17 protein-coding genes are annotated in these 21,570 nt (G+C 65.1%); 8 read left to right on the forward strand and 9 right to left on the reverse strand.

Going from position 1 to position 21,570, the window contains the following annotated elements:
* Positions 1-107 precede the first annotated feature (107 nt).
* A complete protein-coding gene (locus tag GGD90_RS16510) occupies positions 108-536 on the forward strand; it encodes a F0F1 ATP synthase subunit epsilon (protein WP_153117824.1) in 429 nt (142 codons plus the stop codon).
* Positions 537-770: 234 nt separating this feature from the next.
* Here the strand turns inward: GGD90_RS16510 and GGD90_RS16515 are convergent, their stop codons facing one another.
* The 4 genes from GGD90_RS16515 to GGD90_RS16530 are packed head-to-tail and all read right to left on the reverse strand — an operon-like array spanning position 771 to position 3,453.
* Positions 771-1,373 carry a ubiquinone biosynthesis accessory factor UbiJ gene (locus GGD90_RS16515; RefSeq protein WP_153117826.1) on the reverse strand — a complete coding sequence of 201 codons (603 nt, stop codon included), beginning with the start codon at positions 1,371-1,373 and terminating at the stop codon, positions 771-773.
* Positions 1,374-1,381: 8 nt separating this feature from the next.
* Positions 1,382-2,272, reverse strand: coding sequence for a Tim44 domain-containing protein (locus GGD90_RS16520; RefSeq protein ID WP_153117828.1), 891 nt, complete (start codon positions 2,270-2,272; stop codon positions 1,382-1,384).
* Between the two features lie 10 nt (positions 2,273-2,282).
* Complete coding sequence (gene ubiE, locus GGD90_RS16525; RefSeq protein WP_153117830.1) at positions 2,283-3,023, reverse strand: bifunctional demethylmenaquinone methyltransferase/2-methoxy-6-polyprenyl-1,4-benzoquinol methylase UbiE; 741 nt, start codon at positions 3,021-3,023, stop codon at positions 2,283-2,285.
* 46 nt (positions 3,024-3,069) lie between these two features.
* Positions 3,070-3,453 carry a gamma-butyrobetaine hydroxylase family protein gene (locus GGD90_RS16530; RefSeq protein WP_153117832.1) on the reverse strand — a complete coding sequence of 128 codons (384 nt, stop codon included), beginning with the start codon at positions 3,451-3,453 and terminating at the stop codon, positions 3,070-3,072.
* 196 nt (positions 3,454-3,649) lie between these two features.
* Between GGD90_RS16530 and phoB the strand changes: the two genes are divergently transcribed.
* Both phoB and phoR read left to right on the forward strand, forming a co-directional pair.
* Positions 3,650-4,342, forward strand: coding sequence for a phosphate regulon transcriptional regulator PhoB (gene phoB, locus GGD90_RS16535; RefSeq protein ID WP_153117834.1), 693 nt, complete (start codon positions 3,650-3,652; stop codon positions 4,340-4,342).
* A 22-nt stretch (positions 4,343-4,364) separates the two neighbouring features.
* Positions 4,365-5,669 carry a phosphate regulon sensor histidine kinase PhoR gene (gene phoR / locus GGD90_RS16540; RefSeq protein ID WP_153117836.1) on the forward strand — a complete coding sequence of 435 codons (1,305 nt, stop codon included), beginning with the start codon at positions 4,365-4,367 and terminating at the stop codon, positions 5,667-5,669.
* Positions 5,670-5,759: 90 nt separating this feature from the next.
* Here the strand turns inward: phoR and GGD90_RS16545 are convergent, their stop codons facing one another.
* The 5 genes from GGD90_RS16545 to GGD90_RS16565 form a co-directional block, all read right to left on the reverse strand.
* Complete coding sequence (locus tag GGD90_RS16545) at positions 5,760-7,373, reverse strand: hypothetical protein (protein ID WP_153117838.1); 1,614 nt, start codon at positions 7,371-7,373, stop codon at positions 5,760-5,762.
* Positions 7,370-7,849, reverse strand: a complete 480-nt coding sequence (locus tag GGD90_RS16550; protein WP_228273796.1) for an HIT family protein — start codon at positions 7,847-7,849, stop codon at positions 7,370-7,372. The genes GGD90_RS16545 and GGD90_RS16550 overlap by 4 nt, the downstream gene beginning before the upstream one ends.
* A gap of 140 nt (positions 7,850-7,989) precedes the next feature.
* Positions 7,990-11,865 carry a DUF3683 domain-containing protein gene (locus tag GGD90_RS16555; RefSeq protein ID WP_153117840.1) on the reverse strand — a complete coding sequence of 1,292 codons (3,876 nt, stop codon included), beginning with the start codon at positions 11,863-11,865 and terminating at the stop codon, positions 7,990-7,992.
* A gap of 107 nt (positions 11,866-11,972) precedes the next feature.
* Positions 11,973-13,892, reverse strand: a complete 1,920-nt coding sequence (locus GGD90_RS16560; protein ID WP_153117842.1) for a bifunctional diguanylate cyclase/phosphodiesterase — start codon at positions 13,890-13,892, stop codon at positions 11,973-11,975.
* A 12-nt stretch (positions 13,893-13,904) separates the two neighbouring features.
* Positions 13,905-14,588 carry a transglutaminase-like cysteine peptidase gene (locus GGD90_RS16565; RefSeq protein WP_153117844.1) on the reverse strand — a complete coding sequence of 228 codons (684 nt, stop codon included), beginning with the start codon at positions 14,586-14,588 and terminating at the stop codon, positions 13,905-13,907.
* A 177-nt stretch (positions 14,589-14,765) separates the two neighbouring features.
* Between GGD90_RS16565 and GGD90_RS16570 the strand changes: the two genes are divergently transcribed.
* The 5 genes from GGD90_RS16570 to GGD90_RS16590 all read left to right on the forward strand — a co-directional run bounded on the left by GGD90_RS16570 (position 14,766) and on the right by GGD90_RS16590 (position 21,479).
* Entirely contained in the window at positions 14,766-16,301 is a 1,536-nt protein-coding gene (locus GGD90_RS16570; RefSeq protein ID WP_184415267.1) for a TolC family outer membrane protein, read from the forward strand.
* Positions 16,302-16,573: 272 nt separating this feature from the next.
* Entirely contained in the window at positions 16,574-18,763 is a 2,190-nt protein-coding gene (locus tag GGD90_RS16575) for a type I secretion system permease/ATPase (protein WP_153117848.1), read from the forward strand.
* On the forward strand, positions 18,760-20,283 hold the full coding sequence (locus GGD90_RS16580) for an HlyD family type I secretion periplasmic adaptor subunit (RefSeq protein ID WP_228273797.1): 1,524 nt from the start codon (positions 18,760-18,762) through the stop codon (positions 20,281-20,283). Before GGD90_RS16575 ends, GGD90_RS16580 begins: the two co-directional genes overlap by 4 nt.
* 10 nt (positions 20,284-20,293) lie before the next feature.
* On the forward strand, positions 20,294-20,887 hold the full coding sequence (locus tag GGD90_RS16585) for a response regulator transcription factor (protein WP_153117850.1): 594 nt from the start codon (positions 20,294-20,296) through the stop codon (positions 20,885-20,887).
* Positions 20,888-21,080: 193 nt separating this feature from the next.
* Positions 21,081-21,479 carry a retention module-containing protein gene (locus GGD90_RS16590; RefSeq protein ID WP_153117852.1) on the forward strand — a complete coding sequence of 133 codons (399 nt, stop codon included), beginning with the start codon at positions 21,081-21,083 and terminating at the stop codon, positions 21,477-21,479.
* Positions 21,480-21,570: the final 91 nt, after the last annotated feature.

The following is a 21,570-nucleotide window of genomic DNA, read 5'->3' on the forward strand; positions in this document are numbered from 1 at the left end:
GTGCAACAGCCCACGGCCGGCTCGCTGCAAACAGCTTCAGCTAATTTCCAACGCGCTCCGTTTGGCTTCCCGGAATCGGGAGGCGGGGCGGAGCGGCGGAGAATGTCATGTCACTCAGAGTTCATGTTGACGTCGTCAGCGCCGAAGAACTGATCTTCTCGGGCGAAACCGAGTTCGGCGTGTTCCCCGGCGAAGCCGGCGAACTCGGTATCTATCCGCGGCACTCGCAACTGCTGACGCGTCTGCGGCCTGGTACTGTCCGCCTCAAGGTTCCCGGCAGCGATGACTATGAAATGGTCTATGTTTCCGGTGGCCTGCTCGAGGTGCAGCCGAGCCTGATTACCGTTCTCGCCGATACGGCGATCCGCGCGGCCGATCTGGACGAGGCGAAAGCCGCCGAAGCCAAGCGTCTGGCCGAGGAAGCGCTGAAGAACCGCAGCGCCGAAATCGACTACGCCACCGCCGAAGCCGAACTGGCGCAGGCCATCGCGCAACTGCAGGCGATCAAGAAGCTGCGCAATCCGCGCGGTCACTAAGCATTGGTGTCCAGGCTGCCAACACGGGCGGCCTTGGGCAAGGAAAAAGCCGGTCACGCAAGTGCCGGCTTTTTTCGCGCCCGGAGCTGCGAACGCGTATCCGTGGAGAAGATAACGGGGCGAGCAAGCCAGCGGCCGCGGTTGACTCCTCTGCAGCTTGCAGCTTGCAGCTTGCAGCTTGCAGCTTGCAGCTTGCAGCTTGCAGCTTGCAGCTTGCAGCTTGCAGCTTGCCGCTCAGCGGCGCAGCGAGCGCGTCAGCTCGATCCGCTGCAGGCGTTTTTCGAGACGGGCACAGTCGTCGCGCAGCTGATCGACGTCGCTGCAGAAGGCGCGCAGATCCTCGCGCGTGCTGATCGTCGGCCGTTCGAAAAGCAGGTATTCGCTCAGATTGCGCGCGCCGCGCTGGGCTGCGTCGAGCTGCCAGCTGCCGAACCGACGGCCAAGGCCGAGCAGACGGCGCGCCGCGATGTCGGCGATGGGCGAGGCGCCAAGCAGCAACGCCAGATCATCCTCGATATCCCAGCGCAGGTTACGGACGACGAAGGCGAGTGCCTCGGCAAACTCGGCCGAGCCCGAGATGCGCGCCGCGCCGAACAGCGACTCGCGATCAGCGAGCAGCCGTGCCGGCGCGTCGTCCGGCAGACGCAGCGTGACCAGCGCGGCGGCGTCCTGGTCGCCTTCGCTGAGCTGGCCGTCCGCGTCGACGACCACGGCGATTGACCAGCCGCGATACTCGACGCGTGCCACCTGCCCGGCGAAAGGCGCCAGCCGGGCGCCGGCCCAGCGCTCTCCGGCGAGCAGGCGATTGACCAGACGCAGTCCGGCGCCAGCGATCATTGCGCGACTCAGGACAGTTGCTGGATACCGGCGACCGACCAGCCGCGTTCGCCGCTGACCGGCTTGCTCAGGTTCCAGACCTCGTCGAAAGGCTGTGCCGCGCCATCGGCTTCCTCACGGATCATGCCGGTAAACCGCACGCTGGCGACATGCTGCTCGCGCTCGGTGACGACTTCCAGAAGGCGGGCTTCCAGCGTGACGACGTCGGTCTGTTGCTGTGCGCCGCCGCGCTCTTCGATTTCCAGCTTGGTCTCGGCGAACAGCTCCGGGCTGAGGAATTCGCGCAGGTCGGCGATGTTGCCGGTGTCGTTGGCTGCCTGCAGGCGAACGAAGTTGAGCTTGGCGATGCGCAGGAAACCTTCGGCATCGAAGTCAGCCGGAATCGCCGGCGCAAGACTTGCCGCGGGCGCAGCTGAACTACCACCCAGCGGCGCATCGAAGCGCTCGGCCGCCGGGATGCCACCGACGCTGTTGCCGCCGTTGCCGGCACCGGCGTAGCGCAGCGGCTCGGCGGCAGGTGCCGGCTTGCTGCGCCGCATCAACAGGCGAACGACGAAGATCGCTGCCATCGCCAGCAGCGCGATCATCAGGAAGTTGGCGAGTTCTTCGCCGAAGCCGAAGTGCGAAGCCAGCGCGGCCAGACCGAGGCCGGCGGCGAGGCCGGCCACTGGGCCCAGCCAGTTGCGCTTGGGTGCGGCACCAGCAGCAGCTGGTGCGGGCGCCGCGGCTGGCGCCGTGGCATTGCGCGGCGCTTCGGGCGGCGTTGCCGCGCGCTGCGTTGCCGATTCACGCTGCATGCCGAGCGACTTGCCGCCGCCGAGCCGCTTGGCTTCGGCGTCGGTGATCGTCAGGCCGAGGCTCAGGGTGACGACGCTGAGAACGAGCAGGAACTTGCGCATGGGTAATCTCCTAGAACTTGAAACCACGATGCAGGGCGACGACGCCGAGCATCAGATTGAAGTACTCGACGCGCTCAAGCCCGGCGCCTTCCATCATCGACTTCAGCGTTTCCTGATCCGGGTGCACGCGGATCGATTCGGCGAGGTAGCGATAGCTCGCCTCGTCCTGCGTCACCAGTTGACCGATGCGCGGGATGATCTTGAACGAGTAGAAGTCGTAGAGCGGCGCCAGCGGCTTCCACACCTGCGAAAACTCGAGCACCAGCAGGCGGCCGCCCGGACGCAGCACGCGCTGCATCTCGGCCAGCGCTAGTTCCTTGTGCGTCATGTTGCGCAGGCCGAAGGCGACGGTGACGCAGTCGAAATACTCGTCGGGGAAGGGCAGCTTCTCGGCGTCGCACTGCGCCACCGGCGTCATGATGCCCTTGTCGACCAGGCGGTCGCGCCCGTGCGTCAGCATCGAATTGTTGATGTCGGTCAGCCAGACCTGACCGGTCGGGCCAACGCGCTTGGCGAAGGCCAGCGACAGGTCTCCGGTGCCGCCAGCGACGTCGAGTACGCGTGAGCCGGTGGTGACGCCGCTCTGCGCGATGGCGAAGGTTTTCCAGAGGCGATGCATGCCACCGGACATGAGGTCGTTCATCAGGTCGTAGCGGCTGGCGACGGAGTCGAACACGTCGGCAACGCGCCGGGCCTTTTCGGCCTCGGCAACGTTCTCGTAGCCAAAGTGGGTGGTCTTGTTATCGTTCATGGTGCGGATATAGGTAGAGTCTCGAAAATTCGTTTGCCCAGCGCGCTCAGGCTACGTCGCGGCTGGCACCGGCGGCTGCCAGCAGGTCAAGATAAGACTGCCACAACGTGTCCTGGTGCCGGCCAAAGTTGTAAAGCAGGTCCCAGGAGTAAATACCGCTATCGTGTCCGTCGGAAAAAACCAGCCGGACTGCGTACTGACCGACCGGCTCGACGCGCAGGATGCTCACCGCGCGCTTGCCGACCTGCAGGGTTTCCTGCCCCGGCCCATGCCCGCGCGCCTCAGCCGAAGGCGTCAGCACGCGCAGAAACTCGCAGGAAAAGACAAAGCGTTGACCGTCGTCGAAAGCGAGCTCCAGCCGACGCGTTTGCTGGTGTAGCGTGATCTCAGTCGGCACCGGCACTGCCGAAGCCCGATCCAGACCGGCCATGCAACCCCCGGGGCGAAAGAGGAGGCGCTATCATAACAGAAGCGACCCTGCCGATATTGGACTGCCGCGCTGGCGTAGCAGTGCTAATTCCTTGAATTGACGGCGGCGCGAAAAGCACGCCGATCGGCGTTTTGTCATCAATCTGTAACCGCGGTTTCATAAAGTGGGCGCCACTGTCCGTCCGGAGCCCGTCGTCATGCCAGCCAATATCCTTGTCGTCGAAGACGAACCCGCGATCCAGGAACTGATCGCCGTCAATCTGCACCATGCCGGACACCATGTCCTGCGCGCCAGCGATGTCGAAGAGGCGACGCGGCTGGTGCGCGAAACGCTGCCCGATGTCGTTCTGCTCGACTGGATGCTGCCGGGTGTTCCCGGCATCCAGCTGGCGCGCCGCCTGCGCGCCGACGAGCGCACGCGCGACCTGCCGATCATCATGATCACGGCGCGCGGCGAAGAGCATGACAAGATCGCCGGCCTTGAAGCCGGTGCCGACGACTACCTGACCAAGCCTTTTTCGCCGCGTGAGCTGCTCGCGCGCATCAATGCCGTGTTGCGCCGGCGCGCGCCGCAGATGACCGACGACGCGGTCGAGGTCGAAGGACTGCGCCTCGATCCGACCACGCACCGCGTGTTCACCGACGGCAAGCCGGTCGATCTCGGTCCGACCGAGTTCCGTCTGCTGCACTTCTTCATGACGCACGCCGAGCGCGTGCACAGCCGCACGCAACTGCTCGATCAGGTCTGGGGCGATCACGTTTTCGTTGAGGAACGTACCGTCGATGTGCATATCCGCCGCCTGCGCAGTTCGCTCGAAGCCAGTGGTCACGACCGTCTGATCCAGACCGTGCGCGGTGCCGGTTACCGATTTTCGGCGCTGAGCGAATGAGTCTGCGCGGGGAGCGCCTGCGGTGAACCGGGCGTGGCTGACGCTGCTACGGCAGCTGCTCACGCTGCTCGTCCTCGGCGTCGCACCGGTCTTTGTCTTCTACGGGCGCGAGCCGGCGCTGCTGGCGACGATCGCCGGCCTCGTGCTGCTCCTCTGCTGGCACCTCTATCAGCTGAGCCGCCTGTTGCGCTGGCTCGCCGGGCCCCTTGATTCTCCATTGCCCGAGGGTGGTGGCGTCTGGGAAATCGCCTTTGCCGGCCTGCACCGCCGTGCGCGCATCCGCTCCGGTCAGCAACAGTCGCTGGCCGATGCGCTCGAACGTTTCACCCGCGCCGCGCAGGCGCTGCCTGACGGGATCATCGTCTTCGACCGCCATCGCCGCATCGACTGGATGAACACGCGCGCCGAGGCGCATTTTTCCCTGTCCGGAGCAGCGGACCGCGGCCAGGCGTTGACCAACCTGATTCGCCATCCCGAGTTCATCGCCTACCTCGACGCCGGCAAGTACGACGAGCCGCTGGTTTTCCGCGGTGCGCGCAGCGGCCGCATGACGCTGCTGCTGCAGGTCATTCCCTACGGCGGCGAACAGACCCTGTTGCTGTCACGCGACATCAGTCATCTGGAGCGCCTTGAGCGCATGCGCAGCGACTTCATCGCCAACGTGTCGCACGAGCTGAAGTCACCGCTGACCGTCGTTGCCGGTTTCGCCGAAATGCTCGCCGAAGATCACGCCGGCTACAGCCAGGAAGAACTGAGTCGTTACCTGCAGCTGATCAACGAGCAGTCCTTGCGCATGCGCCGGCTGATCGAGGATCTGCTGACCCTGTCGGCGCTGGAAACGGGTGGTGACACGCCGGTCGAAGAGCGCGTCGAGGTCGAGCCCTTGCTGCAGACGATTCTCGGCGAGGCGCAGGCGCTGTCGGCGGGCCGCCATCAGTTTTCGCTGCTGCTTGACGAGCCGGCGACGCTGCGCGGTTGCGCCAGCGAACTGCGCAGCGCCTTCGGCAACCTCGCCAGCAATGCTGTGCGCTACACGCCTGAAGGTGGCCGCATCGACCTGCACTGGCAGCGCGAAGCCGACGGTGGCGGTCGTTTTACGGTTGCCGACACCGGCATTGGCGTCGCGCCGCAGCATCTGCCACGCCTGACCGAGCGCTTCTACCGCGTCGACCGCAGCCGCTCACGCGAAACCGGCGGCACGGGCCTTGGCCTGGCGATCGTCAAGCACGTGCTGACACGACATCACGCCACGCTCGAAATCGACAGCGAACCCGGTCATGGCAGCCGCTTCTCGGCGCGCTTTCCGGCCGGTCAGTTGCTTGTCTGAGCGCAAGCGCCCGCCGCCACCCGCGCCAGAGAGCGTGCACAGGCAGTGCAGCGAATATCCCTGAAGCGGCGGGCGCCTCAGCCGCAACGGCTAACCGGCGGTGGCGAAGGAGACGCGCGCGAAGTCGCTGCCTTCCTGCAGCAAGCCGGACAGGCGCACGCGCCAGACACCTTCGTTGAAGACCTCGATGATGCGGCCATAGTGGAACCAGCCGGCCGGCAGCACCAGTGAGGCTTCGGCGCCGATCGCCGGCACTGCACTGAGCAGGAAGGCACGCGTATAGGGTTCGCGCCGTCCGGCCTCGGGCAGCGGGCGGGCCGCCAGCGCCACCGGGATGCCGGGCAGCACGGCAACGCCGGCGAGCAAGCCGCCGCCGCGCTCCTGCATCAGCCAGTTGCTTTGCGCCAGCAGGAAACGATCGCCATCGGGCGGGCTGACGGCGATCAGCTGACCATGCGCCATCCGCCGTCCGGCAATGCTGCGCGTCAGGCGGAAGCCGTTGGCCGACTGATTGACGACCTCCCAGGTGTCGGCACCGATGCCGAGCTGTTCCTGCTGTATCTGCAATTGCTGCGTCGGATCGACCATGTGGCGGAAGGCGAACAGCGCGTCGAACTCTTTCCGTGAGTAGGTGCTCACGTTCTCGGGCTGGCTGAAAACATGGCCCGACAGAACATAGTGAATCCCCTCGAAGCCGGTGCACACGCGCGCCAACCCGGAACTGGCATGGCGGCGGAACTTGCGCGGCGCGCGCGCCTGCGCCCATGGACGCGCCAGCAGCTCGAGCAGGCGCATGCACTGCGTTGTCGAACAGTCGCTGCCAAAGCCGAGTTGTACCGGCGGGATTTTCTGCTTGAGCTGCGCGCGCGCGTGATTCATCTGCAGCGACAGCCTGCCGGTGTCGAGCCGGCGCAATTGCCCGCCGTGTTCGTATTCGTGGCTCGGGCGCAGGCCACCGTCGTACATCAGGTCGCCGACGAACTGCGGCAGTCCTTCGTTGCCGCGCACGGCATGCACGCCGACCAGTGGCGCCCAGCTGATACCGAGCCGGCGCACCAGCTCCTGGTCGGTGACCGGCAAGCTGTAGGGGCTGGCCAGTTCCGGCAGCAACAGGGTGACGTAGGCGGCGGTGCAGTGCGAACTGCGGCCGAAAGGATCGAGCGTATCGGATACGGCCAGCGTCGCCACGCCCCATTCCTCGGCGCTGGCGAAATAACCGTGGATGTCGAGCCACAGCCCGGCGGGCGGCTCGCGGCGCGCGCGCTGGTGCTCGAACAGCGAGAGCCCGGTGTAGTAGAGGCAACGATGCAGGATCAGCGCCAGTCGTTCGCGCTGCTCGCTGGCACTCGCGTCGTCGTCGCCGGCCAGCTGCGGACAGCGCGCGTAGGCGCGCGCGGTCTTCAGCCAGAGATCGCTCAGACGCCGGAACGTGTTTTCCTCGCCTTCGGCCAGCGGCAGCGGCTGGTTGACGAACTGCAGCGACAGCTCATCGCCGACAAAGCCGAGCGAAACCCGGGCCTGTTCGAGCAGAGTGAGCAGCACATCGCCGTCGATTTCGGCCAGCAGCAGGCTGTCGAGAAAGCGCTGCAGTTCGTCGAGCGCTACCGGTGGATTGGCGGTCGGCAGACGGGCGAGGAAACTCAGGCCCGAGGGCAGGTCGGTGATGCCGAAAGCTGCAGACCCCGGCGGCAGGATGGCGCTCATGGTCGAGGCTCCCGCAGATCGTCGCCGAGTTCATTAATGATCGCGGCGCGCAGGCGCTCGCGGGTCAGCGCCTTGCGCGCCGGCGCTGTCGGGCGCAAGGCGGCGGCCCAGACGGCTTCGGGGAAACGCCGGTCATCGCGCCAGCGCGGGATGACGTGCCAGTGCACGTGCGCCACCATATTGCCGAAGCTGGCGAGGTTGATCTTGTCGGCGTCGGTGCACTGCCGCAGCACTTTCTCGACGGCGAAGACGACACGCATCAGGCGCATCTGCTCAGCCTCGGCAAGATCACTCATTTCGCGCACATGCCGGTTCAGGATGACGCGGCAGAAGCCGGGATGATCGGCGTCATCGACGGCGATGACGCGACAAAAACCGTCATCCCACAGGGGCGCCTCGGCCGGCGCCACGCAGAGTGGGCAGTCGGCCGCCATGGATTGCGCGGGCATTGCCGGAGTGGCCGTCATTTCGTTCATCGGTAGGTGGCCTGTCGGCGCAGAGGGCCGGGCAGCGGTGATCGGCAAATCATAAATCACTGCGCGTCTTGCTGCGCGCAATGCTTACGCCTGCCGCGAGAGAAGCGCCCGGGGCATGGCATCGCCGGCGTGTTTCTTCACTAAAGCAGCACGCGCTCGATGCCGCCACCGTTGGCGTTGTCGACGTATTCGGCCATCCAGTTCTCGCCGAGCAGTCGCCGTGCCATTTCGACGACGATGTAATCAGCCTGCACGTCGGCATCGTCAACGTAGCGCGACAAGCCCTGCAGGCACGACGGGCAGGAGGTAAGCAGCTTGACCTCGCCGGTGAAGCGCGTCGCATTGCCCGCGCTGTCGCGGTCCGTGCGCAGCTTTTCGGCACCGCTCTCGACTTCGCCCTGCTTGCGGAAGCGCACCTGCGTCGAGATGTCGGGGCGTGTCACCGCCAGTGTTCCCGACTCGCCGCAGCAACGGTCGGAGAGGTCGACGCGCTGGCCGAGCAGCAGATTTGCCGCCTTGACGCCGGCGATGGTCTTCATCGGCGTGTGGCAGGGCTCGTGGTACATGTAGCGCGTGCCGGCGATGCCTTCGAGGCGAACGCCCTTCTCGAGCAGATATTCGTGAATGTCGAGCAGGCGGCAGCCGGGGAAGATCTTCTCGAATTCGTACTTCAGCAGCTGATCCATGCAGGTGCCGCAGGACACGATCACCGTCTTGATGTCGAGATAGTTGAGCGTGTTGGCGACGCGGTGGAAGAGCACGCGGTTGTCGGTGATGATCTTTTTCGCCGCGTCAGCGTCGCCCGAGGCGTTCTGCGGATAGCCGCAGCACAGGTAACCGGGCGGCAGCACGGTCGTCGCGCCGACGTGATAAAGCATCGCCTGTGTGGCGAGACCCACCTGCGAGAACAGCCGTTCCGAACCGCAGCCGGGGAAGTAGAAGACGGCTTCGCTGTCTTCGGCGGCGCGGCGCGGATCGCGGATGATCGGCATCACCGTGCTGTCCTCGATGTCGAGCAGCGCGCGCGCCGTGCGCTTGGGCAGACCGCCGGGCATCGGCTTGTTGATGAAGTGGATCACCTGCTGCTTGATCGACGGCGCGCCGAGTGTCGATGGCGGATGCTTGACCTGCTGCTGGATCAGCCCGAGCGACTTGCCGAGGCCATGCGCGAAACGCTGCGCCCGGTAGCCCCAGTCGATCATGACCTTGCGCACCAGCTTGATCGTCGCCGGGTCCTTCATCGTCAGGAAAGCCATCGCCGCGGCCGAGCCGGGGCGGAACTTCTTCTTGCCCTGCTCGCGCAGGAAGTTGCGCATCGCCACCGAGACGTTGCCGAAATCGATGTCGACCGGGCACGGCGTCAGACACTTGTGGCAGACCGTGCAGTGGTCGGCGACGTCGTTGAACTCGTCGAAATGCTTGAGCGAGACGCCGCGCCGCGTCTGCTCCTCGTAGAGGAAGGCCTCGATCAGCAGCGAGGTGGCGAGAATCTTGTTGCGCGGACTGTAGAGCAGGTTGGCGCGCGGCACGTGCGTCGAGCACACCGGCTTGCACTTGCCGCAGCGCAGGCAGTCCTTGATCGACGCGGAAATCTTGCCGACTTCCGACAGCTCCATGATCAGGCTTTCGGCGCCGAGCAGCGAGAACGACGGCGTGTAGGCGTTGGCCAGATCGCCGCCGGGCAGCAGTTTGCCCTTGTTGAAATGGCCTTCCGGGTCGACCTTCGCCTTGTAGGCGCGGAAAGGCTGCATTTCCACGTCGCTGAGGAATTCGAGCTTGGTGATGCCGATGCCGTGTTCGCCGGAAATGACGCCGCCAAGCGAACGCGCCAGCGCCATGATGCGCACCACCGCCTGGTTGGCGGTCTGCAGCATCTCGTAGTCGTCGGAATTGACCGGGATGTTGGTATGCACGTTGCCGTCGCCGGCGTGCATGTGCAGCGCGACGAAGACGCGGCCGCGCAGCGTCTGCTTCTGCAGCGCCTCGATCTTTTCGAGTACCGGCCGATAGATGTTGCCGTCGAAGATCGTCTCCAGCACCGGCTTCAGTTCGCTCTTCCACGAGACGCGCAGCGAGTAGTCCTGGAAACGGTGGAAGAGGCGCGGGCTGCTGGCGCGATTGTTCAGTTCGCCAAACTTGATGCCATAGTCGGCGAAAGACTGCTCGGCTTCGGCGAGCGGCAGGTCAAGGTGATCAAGCAGCCACTGCCAGCGCGTGCGCACGCGGGTGACGAAGTCGAGCGCATTCTGCCGGCGTTCGCCGATCAGCACTTCCGGGTCGAGTTCGGTATCGCCGCGGTTGAGCGGCAGATCGCCCTGCAGTAGCGCGAGCAGCGCGTCGCACAGCGCGAGCTTGTTGCTGATCGACAGTTCAATGTTGATGCGCTCGATGCCGTCGCAGTAGTCGCCCATGCGCGGCAGCGGAATCACCACGTCCTCATTGACCTTGAAGGCGTTGGTGTGGCGCGAGATGGCAGCGGTGCGCGCGCGGTCGAGCCAGAATTTCTTGCGCGTCTCGGGTGCGACGGCGATGAAACCCTCGGCGCTGCGCAGGTTGCACAAGCGCACCACCGCCGAGGCGGCGGCGGCGACCGCGTCCTCGTCGTGGCCGACGATGTCGCCAACCAGCACCATCTTCGGCCGGCCGTGGCGCTTGGCCTTGGTCGCGTAGCCGACGGCCTTGACGTAGCGCTCGTCGAGGTGCTCGAGGCCGGCGAGCAGCACGCCGGCAGCATGGCCTTCGCCGCCCGGTTTGAAGTAATCGGTGATCTCGACGATCGCCGGTACCGCTTCGCGCACCTGGCCGAAGAACTCGAGGCAGACGGTGCGCGTGTGCGGCGGCATCTTGTGCAGCACCCAGCGTGCGGCGACGATCAGTCCGTCGCAGCCTTCCTTCTGCACGCCGGGAACGCCGGCGAGGAACTTGTCGGTGACGTCCTTGCCGAGGCCCTCCTTGCGGAAGCGCGCACCGGGAATATCGAGCTGTTCCTCGCCGAGCAGTGAGCGCCCGCTCGCGTCGTAACGGCGCAGGCGGAAGGAGACGGTTTCCTGCTCGTGGATCTTGCCAAGGTTGTGGTTAAGGCGGTCGACCTCGAGCCACTCGCCGTCGGGCGTGACCATCTTCCACCACGCCAGGTTGTCGAGCGCGGTGCCCCAGAGCACGGCCTTCTTGCCACCGGCGTTCATGGCGACGTTGCCGCCGACGCAGGAGGCGTCGGCCGAGGTCGGGTCGACGGCGAAGACCAGTCCGGCCGCGTCGGCGGCGTCAGCGACGCGCCGGGTGACGACGCCGGCACCGGTGCGGATCGTTGTCACCGGCTGGTCGACGCCTGGCAGCGCGACTTCCTCGATGGCGCCGATGTCGATCAGCTTTTCAGTGTTGATCACCGCCGACATGGCAGTGAGCGGAACGGCGCCGCCGGTGTAGCCGGTACCGCCGCCGCGCGGGATGATGGTCAGGCCGAGTTCGATGCAGCCGCGGACGAGCGGCGCGACCTCTTCTTCGGTGTCGGGCGTGAGCACGACGAAGGGGTATTCGACGCGCCAGTCGGTGGCGTCGGTGACATGCGAAACGCGCGCCAGTCCGTCGAAAGCGACGTTGTCGCGGTGCGTGTGCCGGGCCAGCAGCTTCAGCGCGCGTGCGCGCAGGCGGACGGTGTCGTCGAAATGGCGCGCGAAGCGGTCGACTGCCTCGTTGGCCGCCACGATCAGCCGGGCGACGCGCTCGTTGCCCTGGCGGCGCTTGTCGATTTCGGCCAGACGGTGGCGCAACGCGCCGATCAGCGCTGCGCGCCGCGACGGGCTGGCGAGCAGGTCGTCTTCGAGATAGGGGTTGCGCTGCACAACCCAGATGTCGCCGAGCACCTCGTAGAGCATGCGCGCCGAGCGGCCGGTAACACGCTCGGCGCGCAATTCGTCAAGAATGGCCCAGTTGTCGGCGCCAAGCAGGCGGATGACGATCTCGCGGTCGGAGAAAGACGTGTAGTTGTACGGGATTTCGCGCAGGCGAGCGGTCATGACCGATCCGGGGGGTACGGCAAAGGCAGGATTTTAGCCCAGAAAGACAGCCCGGACGGCTGCCGGGTTCCCCAGCCGGTCCGCCAGCGGTCTTCGGCTTGCGCCGATCAGTCGCTGGTTCTGGCGACACCGGGCCCGGTTGCACCGTCGACGCCCAGCGCTTTGAGCTGTGCCAGATCGTCGGCACTGCGCACGCCGGTGGCAATGACGATGATGCCGAGGTTGTGCGCGACGCCGCAGAAGCGCTGCAGAAATTCGCGGTTGCCGGGACTGTCGGCGAGACCCTGGACCAGCCCCGGATGCAGCTTGACGTAGTCGAGACCGAGTTCGGTCAGCTTGTCGCTTTCCGCCAGTCGCTGGCCGAAGGATTCGATGCCGATGCGGCAGCCCAGCTCCTTGAGCGAGTGGCAGAGTTCGCGGAAGGCGTCGAAATGCTTGAAAGCACCATACTCGGGGACTTCGAACCACAGGCGGCGGCACAGCTCGGGCGAGGCCTGCAGCTGCCGGCAGAGATCGTGATGGAAGCTCCAGTTGCCGAGCGTGCTCGACGACAGATTGACGGCGATGTCTTCGCTGATGTGCTCGAGATGCCCGATCGCCAGCCGCACGACGGCCATGTCGATCGGCGCGGTCAGGTTCAGATGGGCGGCGATCGGCATGAAATCGGCGGCTTTCATCGGCGGCACGCCGACGTCTGCCTGCAGGCGGATCATCCCTTCCTGGTGCACCGAAGCGCCGCCATCGCGCACGACCGGATAGAAGACCAGACTCAGCTTGCCGCCATCGACCGCCTGCGTCAGCAGCGTTTTCCACTGCTCGCCGGGAATGATCTTGTTGAGGCTGCCACTGTCGACCGCGTGCCAGCTGTTGCTGCCGCTTTCGGCGGCGACGGCCAGTACCGCATCAAGCTCGGAGAGCACGCCGCTGATCCGGTCGCCGCGTTCGTACTGCAAGGCGCCCAGATGGTAGAGCTCGGGCAGGGCCACCCAGCGGACGGCCAGCTCCTTGTCGACGCTGTCGGCCAACTGGCGGGCGACGTCGGCGGCGCTGGCGGCGCCCGGCAAGAGCAGGGCGAACTCGCCGGCCTTGACCCGTCCGGCCAGACCGCCCTCGCTCTTGCCGGCCAGCTCGCGAAGCAGGTTTCCGACATCGCGCAGCAGTGCGTCGGTGGCGCTGCGCCCGAGGCGCGCGTTGATCTCGTCGAGATCGGTCAGGCGCAGCAGTGCCAATGCCCCCTGCTGCGCCGATTCGTTGCCCGACAGCTGCTCGCGCAGATTGACCATGAAATGCTCACGATTCTGCAGGCCGGTGAGCGGGTCGTAGTTGAGGCGACGCTGCAGATCCTCTAGCCGGCCGGTGGCTTCGGCGAACATCAGGCGGACGCGCTCGACCATCGCATTCATCGCCCTGGTCAGCGCACGCAGCTCCGGCGTGCGCGGTTCGGCGATACTGACGAAGCGCCGGTTGCCGATCGCTTCGGCCTGGCCGACCACATCACCGAGCGAGCGCGCGATGCTGCGCAGGCCGAGCATGCCGATCATGCCGACGGCGCCACCGCCGAGCGCAAACCACAGCAGCAGCTGCTCAAGCTGCCCCCACAGTGCGGCGTAGGCGAAGTGCGTGTGGCTGACCACCTTCACCGTCGCGTACTGCTTCCAGCCGTCGCTGACTTGCGCCAGGCCGGGCCGGGAGGGAATCGGCAGCAGATTGACGAACCAGCCGGGAACATCGGTTTCGCTTCTGTCCTGTAGCCGCTGCACGATCGGCTTGCCGAGCGGATCGGTGACCGAGATTTCCTGGTAGTAGCCGGTATCGAACAGCGCGGCGACCTGCAGCTCGATGTTGACCGGGTCCTTTTCCTGTTGCGTCATCGCCAGCGCCAGCGAACTGGCGTTGTCGGCGTTCTTTCGCTCGAGCTGCTGGGCCAGATACTCGCGTGCCGACCAGACGCCGATGAACAGACTGCCGGCAAACGCCAGCAGCGTCGAAATCAGTACCACCAACCATAATTGGCGTATCAGTGACATGGGAACCTCTTCTCAATCAATGCCTTCGGCCTGCATTTTCAGAACCAGATCGTTCCAGCGCGACAGCCGGCTGCCGTTGCCCTGCTGCGGCAGGCTGCTGCCGGGAACGAATACCCCTTCGGAGTTGAAACTGAAGATCGGCAACAGATCGGGTCGTCGCGATGCCGGACGGATTTCGCTGACCAGGTTGTCGAGCACCAGCGGCTCGGCATCGGGCGTCGCATAATAGGTCAGCACCATGTGCGCCTGCAGCAGACTGCTGTCCGGCCCGCCGATGCGCGCCCTGACGTAGGTGATGCGCAGTTTGCTCACCGGCACACCGACGAACTTCAGCGAAAAGTACTTGGCGATCGCGAAATCCTCGCAGTCGCCGGCACCGCGCAGCAGGGCTTCGATCGGCGTTGCCCAGTAGTCGGGCTGGTTCCACAGCTTCTGATCGTCCTCGAAACGCAGCTTGCGGTTGAAGTACTCGTTGATATCGCGCAGTTTCTGCTGCTCCGACCCTGACCGGAACACTTCCAGCACGTGGTTCCAGTCACGCACCACCGCCACGCCCTTGCTGCCATGGCGTTGCTGTACCGCTTGCAGCACGCGCTCGAGTACGAAACCTTCCTCCGCCGTGACCAGACAGACGAGCGTCAGGCCGCCGGCCAAAGCCAGCGAGCGAAGTGTCTGTCGGGCAAATTTATGCAACATACCGGGAATCGGTCACGAATGAAGGGATTTAGCCTAGACCGCAGCATATAGCGCATCTACAATCAAAAGCGCCACCAAATTATGTCGAAGCCTGCAATATCCTTGAGAGTCGCGCGAGCGAACGGATCAATCCGGCTTCCCTTGTCGATAGTTCAACCGCATAGAACGGAGCGGCTAATGCCCAGACTGTTCCATACCACCGCCATCGCCGTTTTGCTGGCGGCAACTTTTCCGAGTGTTCACGCTGCCGAGTTTCGCCTCGAGGACGCCGCCGCGAAGGCCGTCCAGACCAACCCGGAAGTGCTCAACAAATGGCACCAGTTCGGTGCCAGCCTGCGCGAACGCGACGTGACGCTCGGGCGCTACCTGCCGACGCTTGACGTCGTCTATGGTGTTGGCCGCGAGACGCGCAATTCGCCGCTGTTTACTCCTCCCGGAGAGCGCAGCTACAACATCCAGGGCAGCAAGTGGCAGCTGCGGCAGAACCTGTTCGAAGGTTTCGCCACGCTCAATGACAGCAAGCGCCTCGAACACGCGAGTCTGGTGCGCTTCTACGAAATGCTCGACTTGTCCGAGACGGCCGCGCTGGAAGCGAGCAAGGCCTACATTGACGTCTGGCGCTACCGGCAACTTGTTGACTTCGCTGAAGAAAACTACGCCACCCACCGCCTGCTCTACTCCAAGATCAAGGAACGTGCCGATTCCGGCGTTGGCCGCAAGGTCGACTTTGAGACCGCTGCCGGTCGTCTGGCGCTGGCCGAATCCAATCTGCTGACCGAAACCGCCAACCTGCACGATGTCACCGCGCGCTTCCAGCGCATCGTCGGCGTCCTGCCGCCTGAAGAGCTCGTCGCCCCGGCGACCACGACGGCGCTGATCCGCGATTTTCCGCAGGATCGCGCCAAGGGCATCGAGCGCAGCCTGCAGTCCTCACCGGCGCTGAAGGCCGCGTTCCAGAACATCCTCTCGGCGCAGCGCAATGTTGCTGTGCAAAAAGCCGGTTATTACCCGCGCGTCGACGCCTATGCTGAACAGACCCGCGATCTCAATTCCGGCGGCTATACGCAGAACTACCAGCCGGCGCTGACAACGGGAACGACTAATGCCACTACTGTCGGCGTCACCGCGACGTGGAACCTGTTCCGTGGCTTCCAGGATTATTCCCGCCAGCGCAAGGCTGAAGAAGAAAAGTTCTCGGCGCGCGACCTGCGCGAAAAGGTTTGCCGCGATGTCCGCCAGACTGCGGCGATGGCCTTCAACGACAAGCTCCGTCTGAGCGAGCAGTTGAAATACCTCGACCAGCACATGCTCAGCACCGACAAGGCACGCGAGGCTTTCCGCCGGCAGTTCGACATCGGTCAGCGCACCCTGCTCGATGTGCTTGATACCGAAAACGAGTACTACACGGCGCGCCGCAACTACCTGAACGGCGAACAGGATCTGCTCATCGCCCACGCGCGTTATCAGGCCGCGAGCGGCAACCTGCTCAACACGCTGCAGTTGAAGAATCTCGACATGGATCCGCCAGCGCCGGACACGACGCCGGATGACGAGGCGCTCACCACCTGCCCGGATGACCCCGTTAACATCCCGCTGGTCGACAAGGAGGCGGTCTTCAAGCGCGCGCTGGCCAAGGATCAACTGGTGCGTGGCCAGGCCCAGGCCCAGCCCGCTGCCGAGCCGGTGCCGCCCAAGGCCCAGCCAAAGCCCTGATTCGTCGTGCGCTGACGGCACGGGAGACGTCCGCAAGCCTGCCTTGTATCCCCCGCCTTGGTGGCGGGGGTTTTCTTTTCAAGTGCGGAGCGTTTCCGCATTGCGGCGAATTCCCGGCACTATTGCACGCTGCCTGCCTGCGCCACGAGCGGATAATCCGCAGAAGGGCAAGCGCTGCCGGCATCGCGAAGCACCGCCTCCGGCGGTCCTCTCCGGCAAGCGGCTTGTCTGATGTGTCGTCCGGCAGCGTCAGGCGCTAACCAAGAAGACCGATGAGCACACCGATACCAGCAGAAGATCTTGGCGGCAACGATTCGCCGCTGGGTGCAGGGCCGCGGCGGCAGCATGATCCGCTGCTCTCGTGCCTGATTGAAGTTGCCCGTTTTCACGGGCGCGGCATGACGCCTGAGGGTTTCCTCGCCGGCCTGCCGTTGCAGGACGGCAAGCTGACGCCGTCGATCTTCCGCCGCGCCGCCGCGCGTGCCGGCATGGCGACACGTGTCTCACGGCGCCCGCTCGCCGCCATCCGCGACGAACTGCTGCCGGCGATCCTGCTGCTCAAGGACAACGACGCCTGTGTCTGCATGGGCTGGAACGAAGAGCGCAGTCGCTTGCGCGTGCTCTTCTCCGAGGCTGGGCAGGGTGTCGCCGAGGTGGCGCCGGAAGCGCTGGCGGAAAGCTATGCCGGACACTGCATCTTCGTCCGCCCGCGTTTCCGTTTCGACACGCGGGCGCCGGAGATCCGCAGCGTCGTCAAGCGGCACTGGTTCTGGGGCGCGCTGATCCAGAACCTGCCGCTCTACCGCGACGTGCTGCTGGCAGCCTTCCTGATCAACGTATTCGCGACGGTGATCCCGTTCTTCACGCTCAACGTGTACGACCGGGTAGTGCCGAATGCCGCGCTGGAAACCCTGTGGACACTGGCGATTGGTGTGCTGCTGGTAATCGGTGCCGACTTCGGCCTGCGCATGGTGCGCGGCTATGTGCTCGATCTTGCCGGCAAGCGTGTCGACATCGAGCTGTCGGCGCTGATCATGGAACGCGTTCTCGGCATGCAGATGCTCAACCGGCCGGCGTCGGCGGGCTCGTTTGCTGCCAACCTGCGCGCCTTCGAGTCGGTGCGCGACTTCATCACCTCGACGACGGTGATCGCCTTCATCGACCTGCCGTTCGCGCTGATCTTCCTGCTGCTCATCTTCTGGCTTGGCTGGCTGCTGGCGATTCCGCTGCTGCTCGGCATGGGCGGGTTGGTGCTCTACGCGCTGATGCTGCAGCCGAAAATGCAGGAAATGACCGAAACCACTTACCGCGCGACGGCGACGCGCAATTCGACGCTGATCGAGAGTCTGGTCGGCATCGAGACGATCAAGGCGCAGTGCGCCGAAGGCGTCATGCAGCGGAAGTGGGAGCAGTCGGTCACCTATCTCGCGCGTGTCGGCGCCGATCTGCGCTACCTGTCGTCGTCGGTGGTCAATGGCAGCGCCGCCGTGCAGCAGCTGGTGACGGTGTTCATGGTCATCATCGGCGTCTATCTCATCGCCGACCATCAGCTGTCGCAGGGCGCGCTGATCGCCGCGGTGATGCTCTCGTCGCGCGCGCTGGCGCCGTTCGCGCAGATCGCCGGCCTGCTCACGCAATACCAGAACGCGGCGATGGCGCTGGCCTCGCTCGACAAGGTCGTCGCCCAGCCGGTCGAGCGCCCCGAGTGCGCTTCCTTCGTGCGCCGCGAGCGCATCGCCGGCGGCATCCAGTTCGACCGCGTCAGCTTTTCCTATCCCGGCGAAACCCCGGTCGAGGTGCTGCGCGAAGCCAGTTTCCGCATCGCCCCGGGCGAGCATGTCGGCATCATCGGCAAGGTCGGTTCGGGCAAGTCGACGCTCAACCGGCTGATCCTCGGCCTCTACCAGCCGACCTCCGGCAGCATCAAGATCGACGGCGTCGATATCCAGCAGCTCGATCCGGCAGAACTCAGGAAGGCAATCGGCTACGTGCCGCAGGACGTGACGCTGTTCTACGGCACGCTGCGCGAGAACATCACCATCGGCATGCCGTACGTGGAAGACCACGGCATCCTGCAGGCGGCCGAACTCGCCGGTCTGCAGGAGCTGGTCGGCAACCATCCGAAGGGCTTCGACCTGATCATCGGCGAACGCGGCGAGTCCTTGTCCGGCGGGCAGCGCCAGTCGGTCGCCATCGCCCGCGCGCTGGTACATGAGCCGAGTGTGCTGCTGCTCGACGAACCGAGCAGCGCGATGGACTACTCGACCGAAGACACGCTGAAGAAGAATCTCGCCGCCTACGCCCGCGACCGCACCATGGTGCTGGTGACGCATCGCAACTCGCTGCTCGATCTGGTCGACCGGCTGATCGTCATCGACCGTGGCGTGATCGTCGCCGATGGGCCGAAGCAGCAGGTCGTCGCAGCGCTCGCCAGCGGCAAGGTGGGGAGGGCCGGAGCATGAAGAACCCTATCCAGGCCGGCATGGACAAGATGAAGGCGGCGCGGGCGGGAAAGAACGGAGCTGCCGACGGAGTTACAGACGCAGCTACGGAAGCGAGCGCTGAGAAGACGGGTGCCAGGCTGGGCGGCTTCCTGCAGAACCTCAAGCTCGACCAGCTCAATCCCTTCGCCCGCGGCAAGGATGCTGCCGACCCCTACGCCGTCTATCGGCTGGAGGACGAGGTGCTTGCCCGCGATTTCGTCGTCGATGCCGACGCCGCCGTCGTCGCTCAGGATCCGCTGCGTGCGCGCAAGGTAATCAAGACGGTGGGCATCGCGCTCGGCGTCGCTTTCCTGTGGGCGGCAATCGCGCAGGTGGACGAGATCACCAAGGGCGACGGCAAGGTCATTCCCTCGCGCCAGTTGCAGGTGGTGCAGTCGCTCGACGGCGGCATCGTCAGCGAAATCCTCGCCAAGGAAGGCGATGTAGTGAAGGAAGGGCAGGTGCTGCTGAAGATCGACAGCACGCGCTTCATGTCGAGCTTCAAGGAAAGCCGGGCGACCTATCTGGCGCTGCTCGCCAAGTCGGCGCGCCTGCGCGCGCTGGCCGAGGGCAGCGACTTCGTCGCGCCGCCCGAGGTGCTCGCCGAAGACCCCAAGCTGGTCGAACAGGAACGCAATCTCTACGTGAACCGCAAGGCCGAACTCGACTCGCAGCTGGGCATGGCCCGCCAGCAGCTGTCGCAGCGCAGCAACGAACTGTCCGAATCGCGTGCTCGCTACGATCAGGCGGCGCAGGGCTACGAGCTGACCTCGAAGGAACTGACGCTGACCAAGCCGCTGATCCAGTCCGGCGCGGTATCCGACGTCGAACTGTTGCGCCTGCAGCGCGACGTCTCGCGTTACGGCGGCGAACGCAATCAGGCGTCCTCGCAGATCAACCGCCTGCAGGCAGCGATCAATGAGGCCAAACACAAGATCGAGGATGTTGAACTCGAGTTCAAGAACCAGTCGCGCAACGAGCTTTCGGAAACGCAGGCCAAGCTGAAAAGCCTGGGCGAGGGCAGCGTCGCGCTGTCCGACAAGGTCAAGCAGGCCGACATCAAGTCGCCGGTCAACGGCACGGTCAAGCGCATCATGTACAACACCGTCGGCGGCGTCGTGCAGCCGGGCAAGGACATCATCGAGGTGGTGCCGGCCGAAGAGGCCTTACTGCTCGAAGCGCGCGTGCTGCCGAAGGACATCGCCTTCCTGCGTCCGGGGCAACGCGCCAACGTCAAGCTCACTGCCTACGATTTCACCATCTACGGCGGCCTCGAAGGCAAGCTCGAACACATCAGTGCTGACTCGGTGCTTGACGAGAAAGGCAACGCCTTCTACATCGTTCGCGTGCGCACGACGCGTCCCGATTTCGGCGCCGACCTGCCGATCATCCCCGGCATGACCGCCGAGGTCGACATCATCACCGGCAAGAAGTCGATCCTGAGCTACCTGCTCAAGCCGGTGCTGCGCGCCAAGCAGTATTCGCTGACCGAGCGCTGAGGCGGACGCGATGGAACGGATCATTTTCATTACCAGCAGCCGCGTTCCTCCCGTCCGCTGGCGCCAGGCATTCCCCCGGGCCGAGATTGTCGACAGCCTGCCGGCCGGAGTCGGCGAGGGTAGTCTCGTCTGGCTGCACAACCTGACGCCAGCGCAGTTGCCCGGCGGCCAGCGCCCGGCGGGAGCACGCTTCATCGTCATGCACGACGAACCGTCCGACGCCGCCGGCCTGACGGCCCTGGCGCAAGGCGCCTCCGGCTACTGCCACGCGCACGCCACGCCCGAGTTGTTGCAGACGATTGCCGAGGTCGTGCGCAAGCAGGGATTGTGGGTCGGCGAATCGCTGCTCAACCGGCTGCTCGGCGGAATCAGCGTTCGTTCGCCGATGGCTGGCAAGCACGAAAGCCATCCGGCGCTGACGACACTCTCGGAACGCGAACGCGAGGTGGCCCTGTGCATTGCCCGCGGCGAACCGAACAAGACCATCGCCCGTCGCCTCGATATCGCCGAGCGTACGGTCAAGGCGCACCTCACCAGCGTTTTCGAGAAGCTCGGCGTGCGTGATCGCCTGCAGCTGGCGCTGCTCCTCAACAGCGCAGGCTGAGCGACCTTCCTCCAGCCTGTGGGCGTCGCCCCGCTGGCGCGGCCCGTAGCTTCGTTGCGGCTGGCTGCCAGTCACCCCCGTTGTCTTTCGCCGTCGCCAAGCCGCATGCCCTTCAGGGCAATGGTTTTCTGGCGCCGAATCGATAGAGTGCGCCTCATAGTCAATCCCGATCTGTTTTCCTAAAGGAAAAATCATGGCAACGAACCAGGCAATCGGCGTCGTCTCCGCCGCCCAAGGTGAAGTCTTCGCCCGTAGCGCCGATGGCAAGATGCGTCGTCTCGCTCTCGGCGACCAGGTCTTCGAAGGCGACGTCATCGTCACCGCCGCCGGCAGCTCTGCCGAAATCACCCCGTTTGACGGCCAGTTGCTCACCGTCGCCGAACAGCAGACGGTCGCCCTTGATCCTCAGGTTTTTGCCGTCGCTGCCGATGCTTCCGCCGGCGCCGTGACGCCGCTCACCAGCACTGCTGCGGCCACGGTTCTCGAAGGAGTGTTTCCCGGAACCGGCCTCGATGTCGACGCCATCGTCGAAGCCGATGCCGCCGCCGCCGGCATTACCGGCGGTAACGCGGCCGAGGGCGGAACGACCTGACCTGCCTGAATTCTCCGGACCACTTATTCCTGGAGAACGGCCTCCGGTTGGGTGGTTGATAAACAGGCATTCTTGAACGCCGCTGGCGTCT

It is taken from the genome of Rhodocyclus tenuis, from assembly GCF_014197755.1.
Taxonomy (GTDB): domain Bacteria; phylum Pseudomonadota; class Gammaproteobacteria; order Burkholderiales; family Rhodocyclaceae; genus Rhodocyclus; species Rhodocyclus tenuis.

What these genes read in the sequence shown, in the direction of transcription:
- GGD90_RS16530 (WP_153117832.1), bottom strand. Translation starts at nt 3,453, where the DNA reads ATGGCCGGTCTGGATCGGGCTTCGGCAGTGCCGGTGCCGACTGAGATC.
- GGD90_RS16580 (WP_228273797.1), top strand. Translation starts at nt 18,760, where the DNA reads ATGAAGAACCCTATCCAGGCCGGCATGGACAAGATGAAGGCGGCGCGG.
- GGD90_RS16560 (WP_153117842.1), bottom strand. Translation starts at nt 13,892, where the DNA reads ATGTCACTGATACGCCAATTATGGTTGGTGGTACTGATTTCGACGCTG.
- ubiE (WP_153117830.1), bottom strand. Translation starts at nt 3,023, where the DNA reads ATGAACGATAACAAGACCACCCACTTTGGCTACGAGAACGTTGCCGAG.
- GGD90_RS16520 (WP_153117828.1), bottom strand. Translation starts at nt 2,272, where the DNA reads ATGCGCAAGTTCCTGCTCGTTCTCAGCGTCGTCACCCTGAGCCTCGGC.
- GGD90_RS16545 (WP_153117838.1), bottom strand. Translation starts at nt 7,373, where the DNA reads ATGAGCGCCATCCTGCCGCCGGGGTCTGCAGCTTTCGGCATCACCGAC.
- GGD90_RS16510 (WP_153117824.1), top strand. Translation starts at nt 108, where the DNA reads ATGTCACTCAGAGTTCATGTTGACGTCGTCAGCGCCGAAGAACTGATC.
- GGD90_RS16515 (WP_153117826.1), bottom strand. Translation starts at nt 1,373, where the DNA reads ATGATCGCTGGCGCCGGACTGCGTCTGGTCAATCGCCTGCTCGCCGGA.
- GGD90_RS16585 (WP_153117850.1), top strand. Translation starts at nt 20,294, where the DNA reads ATGGAACGGATCATTTTCATTACCAGCAGCCGCGTTCCTCCCGTCCGC.
- GGD90_RS16570 (WP_184415267.1), top strand. Translation starts at nt 14,766, where the DNA reads ATGCCCAGACTGTTCCATACCACCGCCATCGCCGTTTTGCTGGCGGCA.
- phoB (WP_153117834.1), top strand. Translation starts at nt 3,650, where the DNA reads ATGCCAGCCAATATCCTTGTCGTCGAAGACGAACCCGCGATCCAGGAA.
- GGD90_RS16555 (WP_153117840.1), bottom strand. Translation starts at nt 11,865, where the DNA reads ATGACCGCTCGCCTGCGCGAAATCCCGTACAACTACACGTCTTTCTCC.
- GGD90_RS16590 (WP_153117852.1), top strand. Translation starts at nt 21,081, where the DNA reads ATGGCAACGAACCAGGCAATCGGCGTCGTCTCCGCCGCCCAAGGTGAA.
- GGD90_RS16575 (WP_153117848.1), top strand. Translation starts at nt 16,574, where the DNA reads ATGAGCACACCGATACCAGCAGAAGATCTTGGCGGCAACGATTCGCCG.
- GGD90_RS16565 (WP_153117844.1), bottom strand. Translation starts at nt 14,588, where the DNA reads ATGTTGCATAAATTTGCCCGACAGACACTTCGCTCGCTGGCTTTGGCC.
- GGD90_RS16550 (WP_228273796.1), bottom strand. Translation starts at nt 7,849, where the DNA reads ATGAACGAAATGACGGCCACTCCGGCAATGCCCGCGCAATCCATGGCG.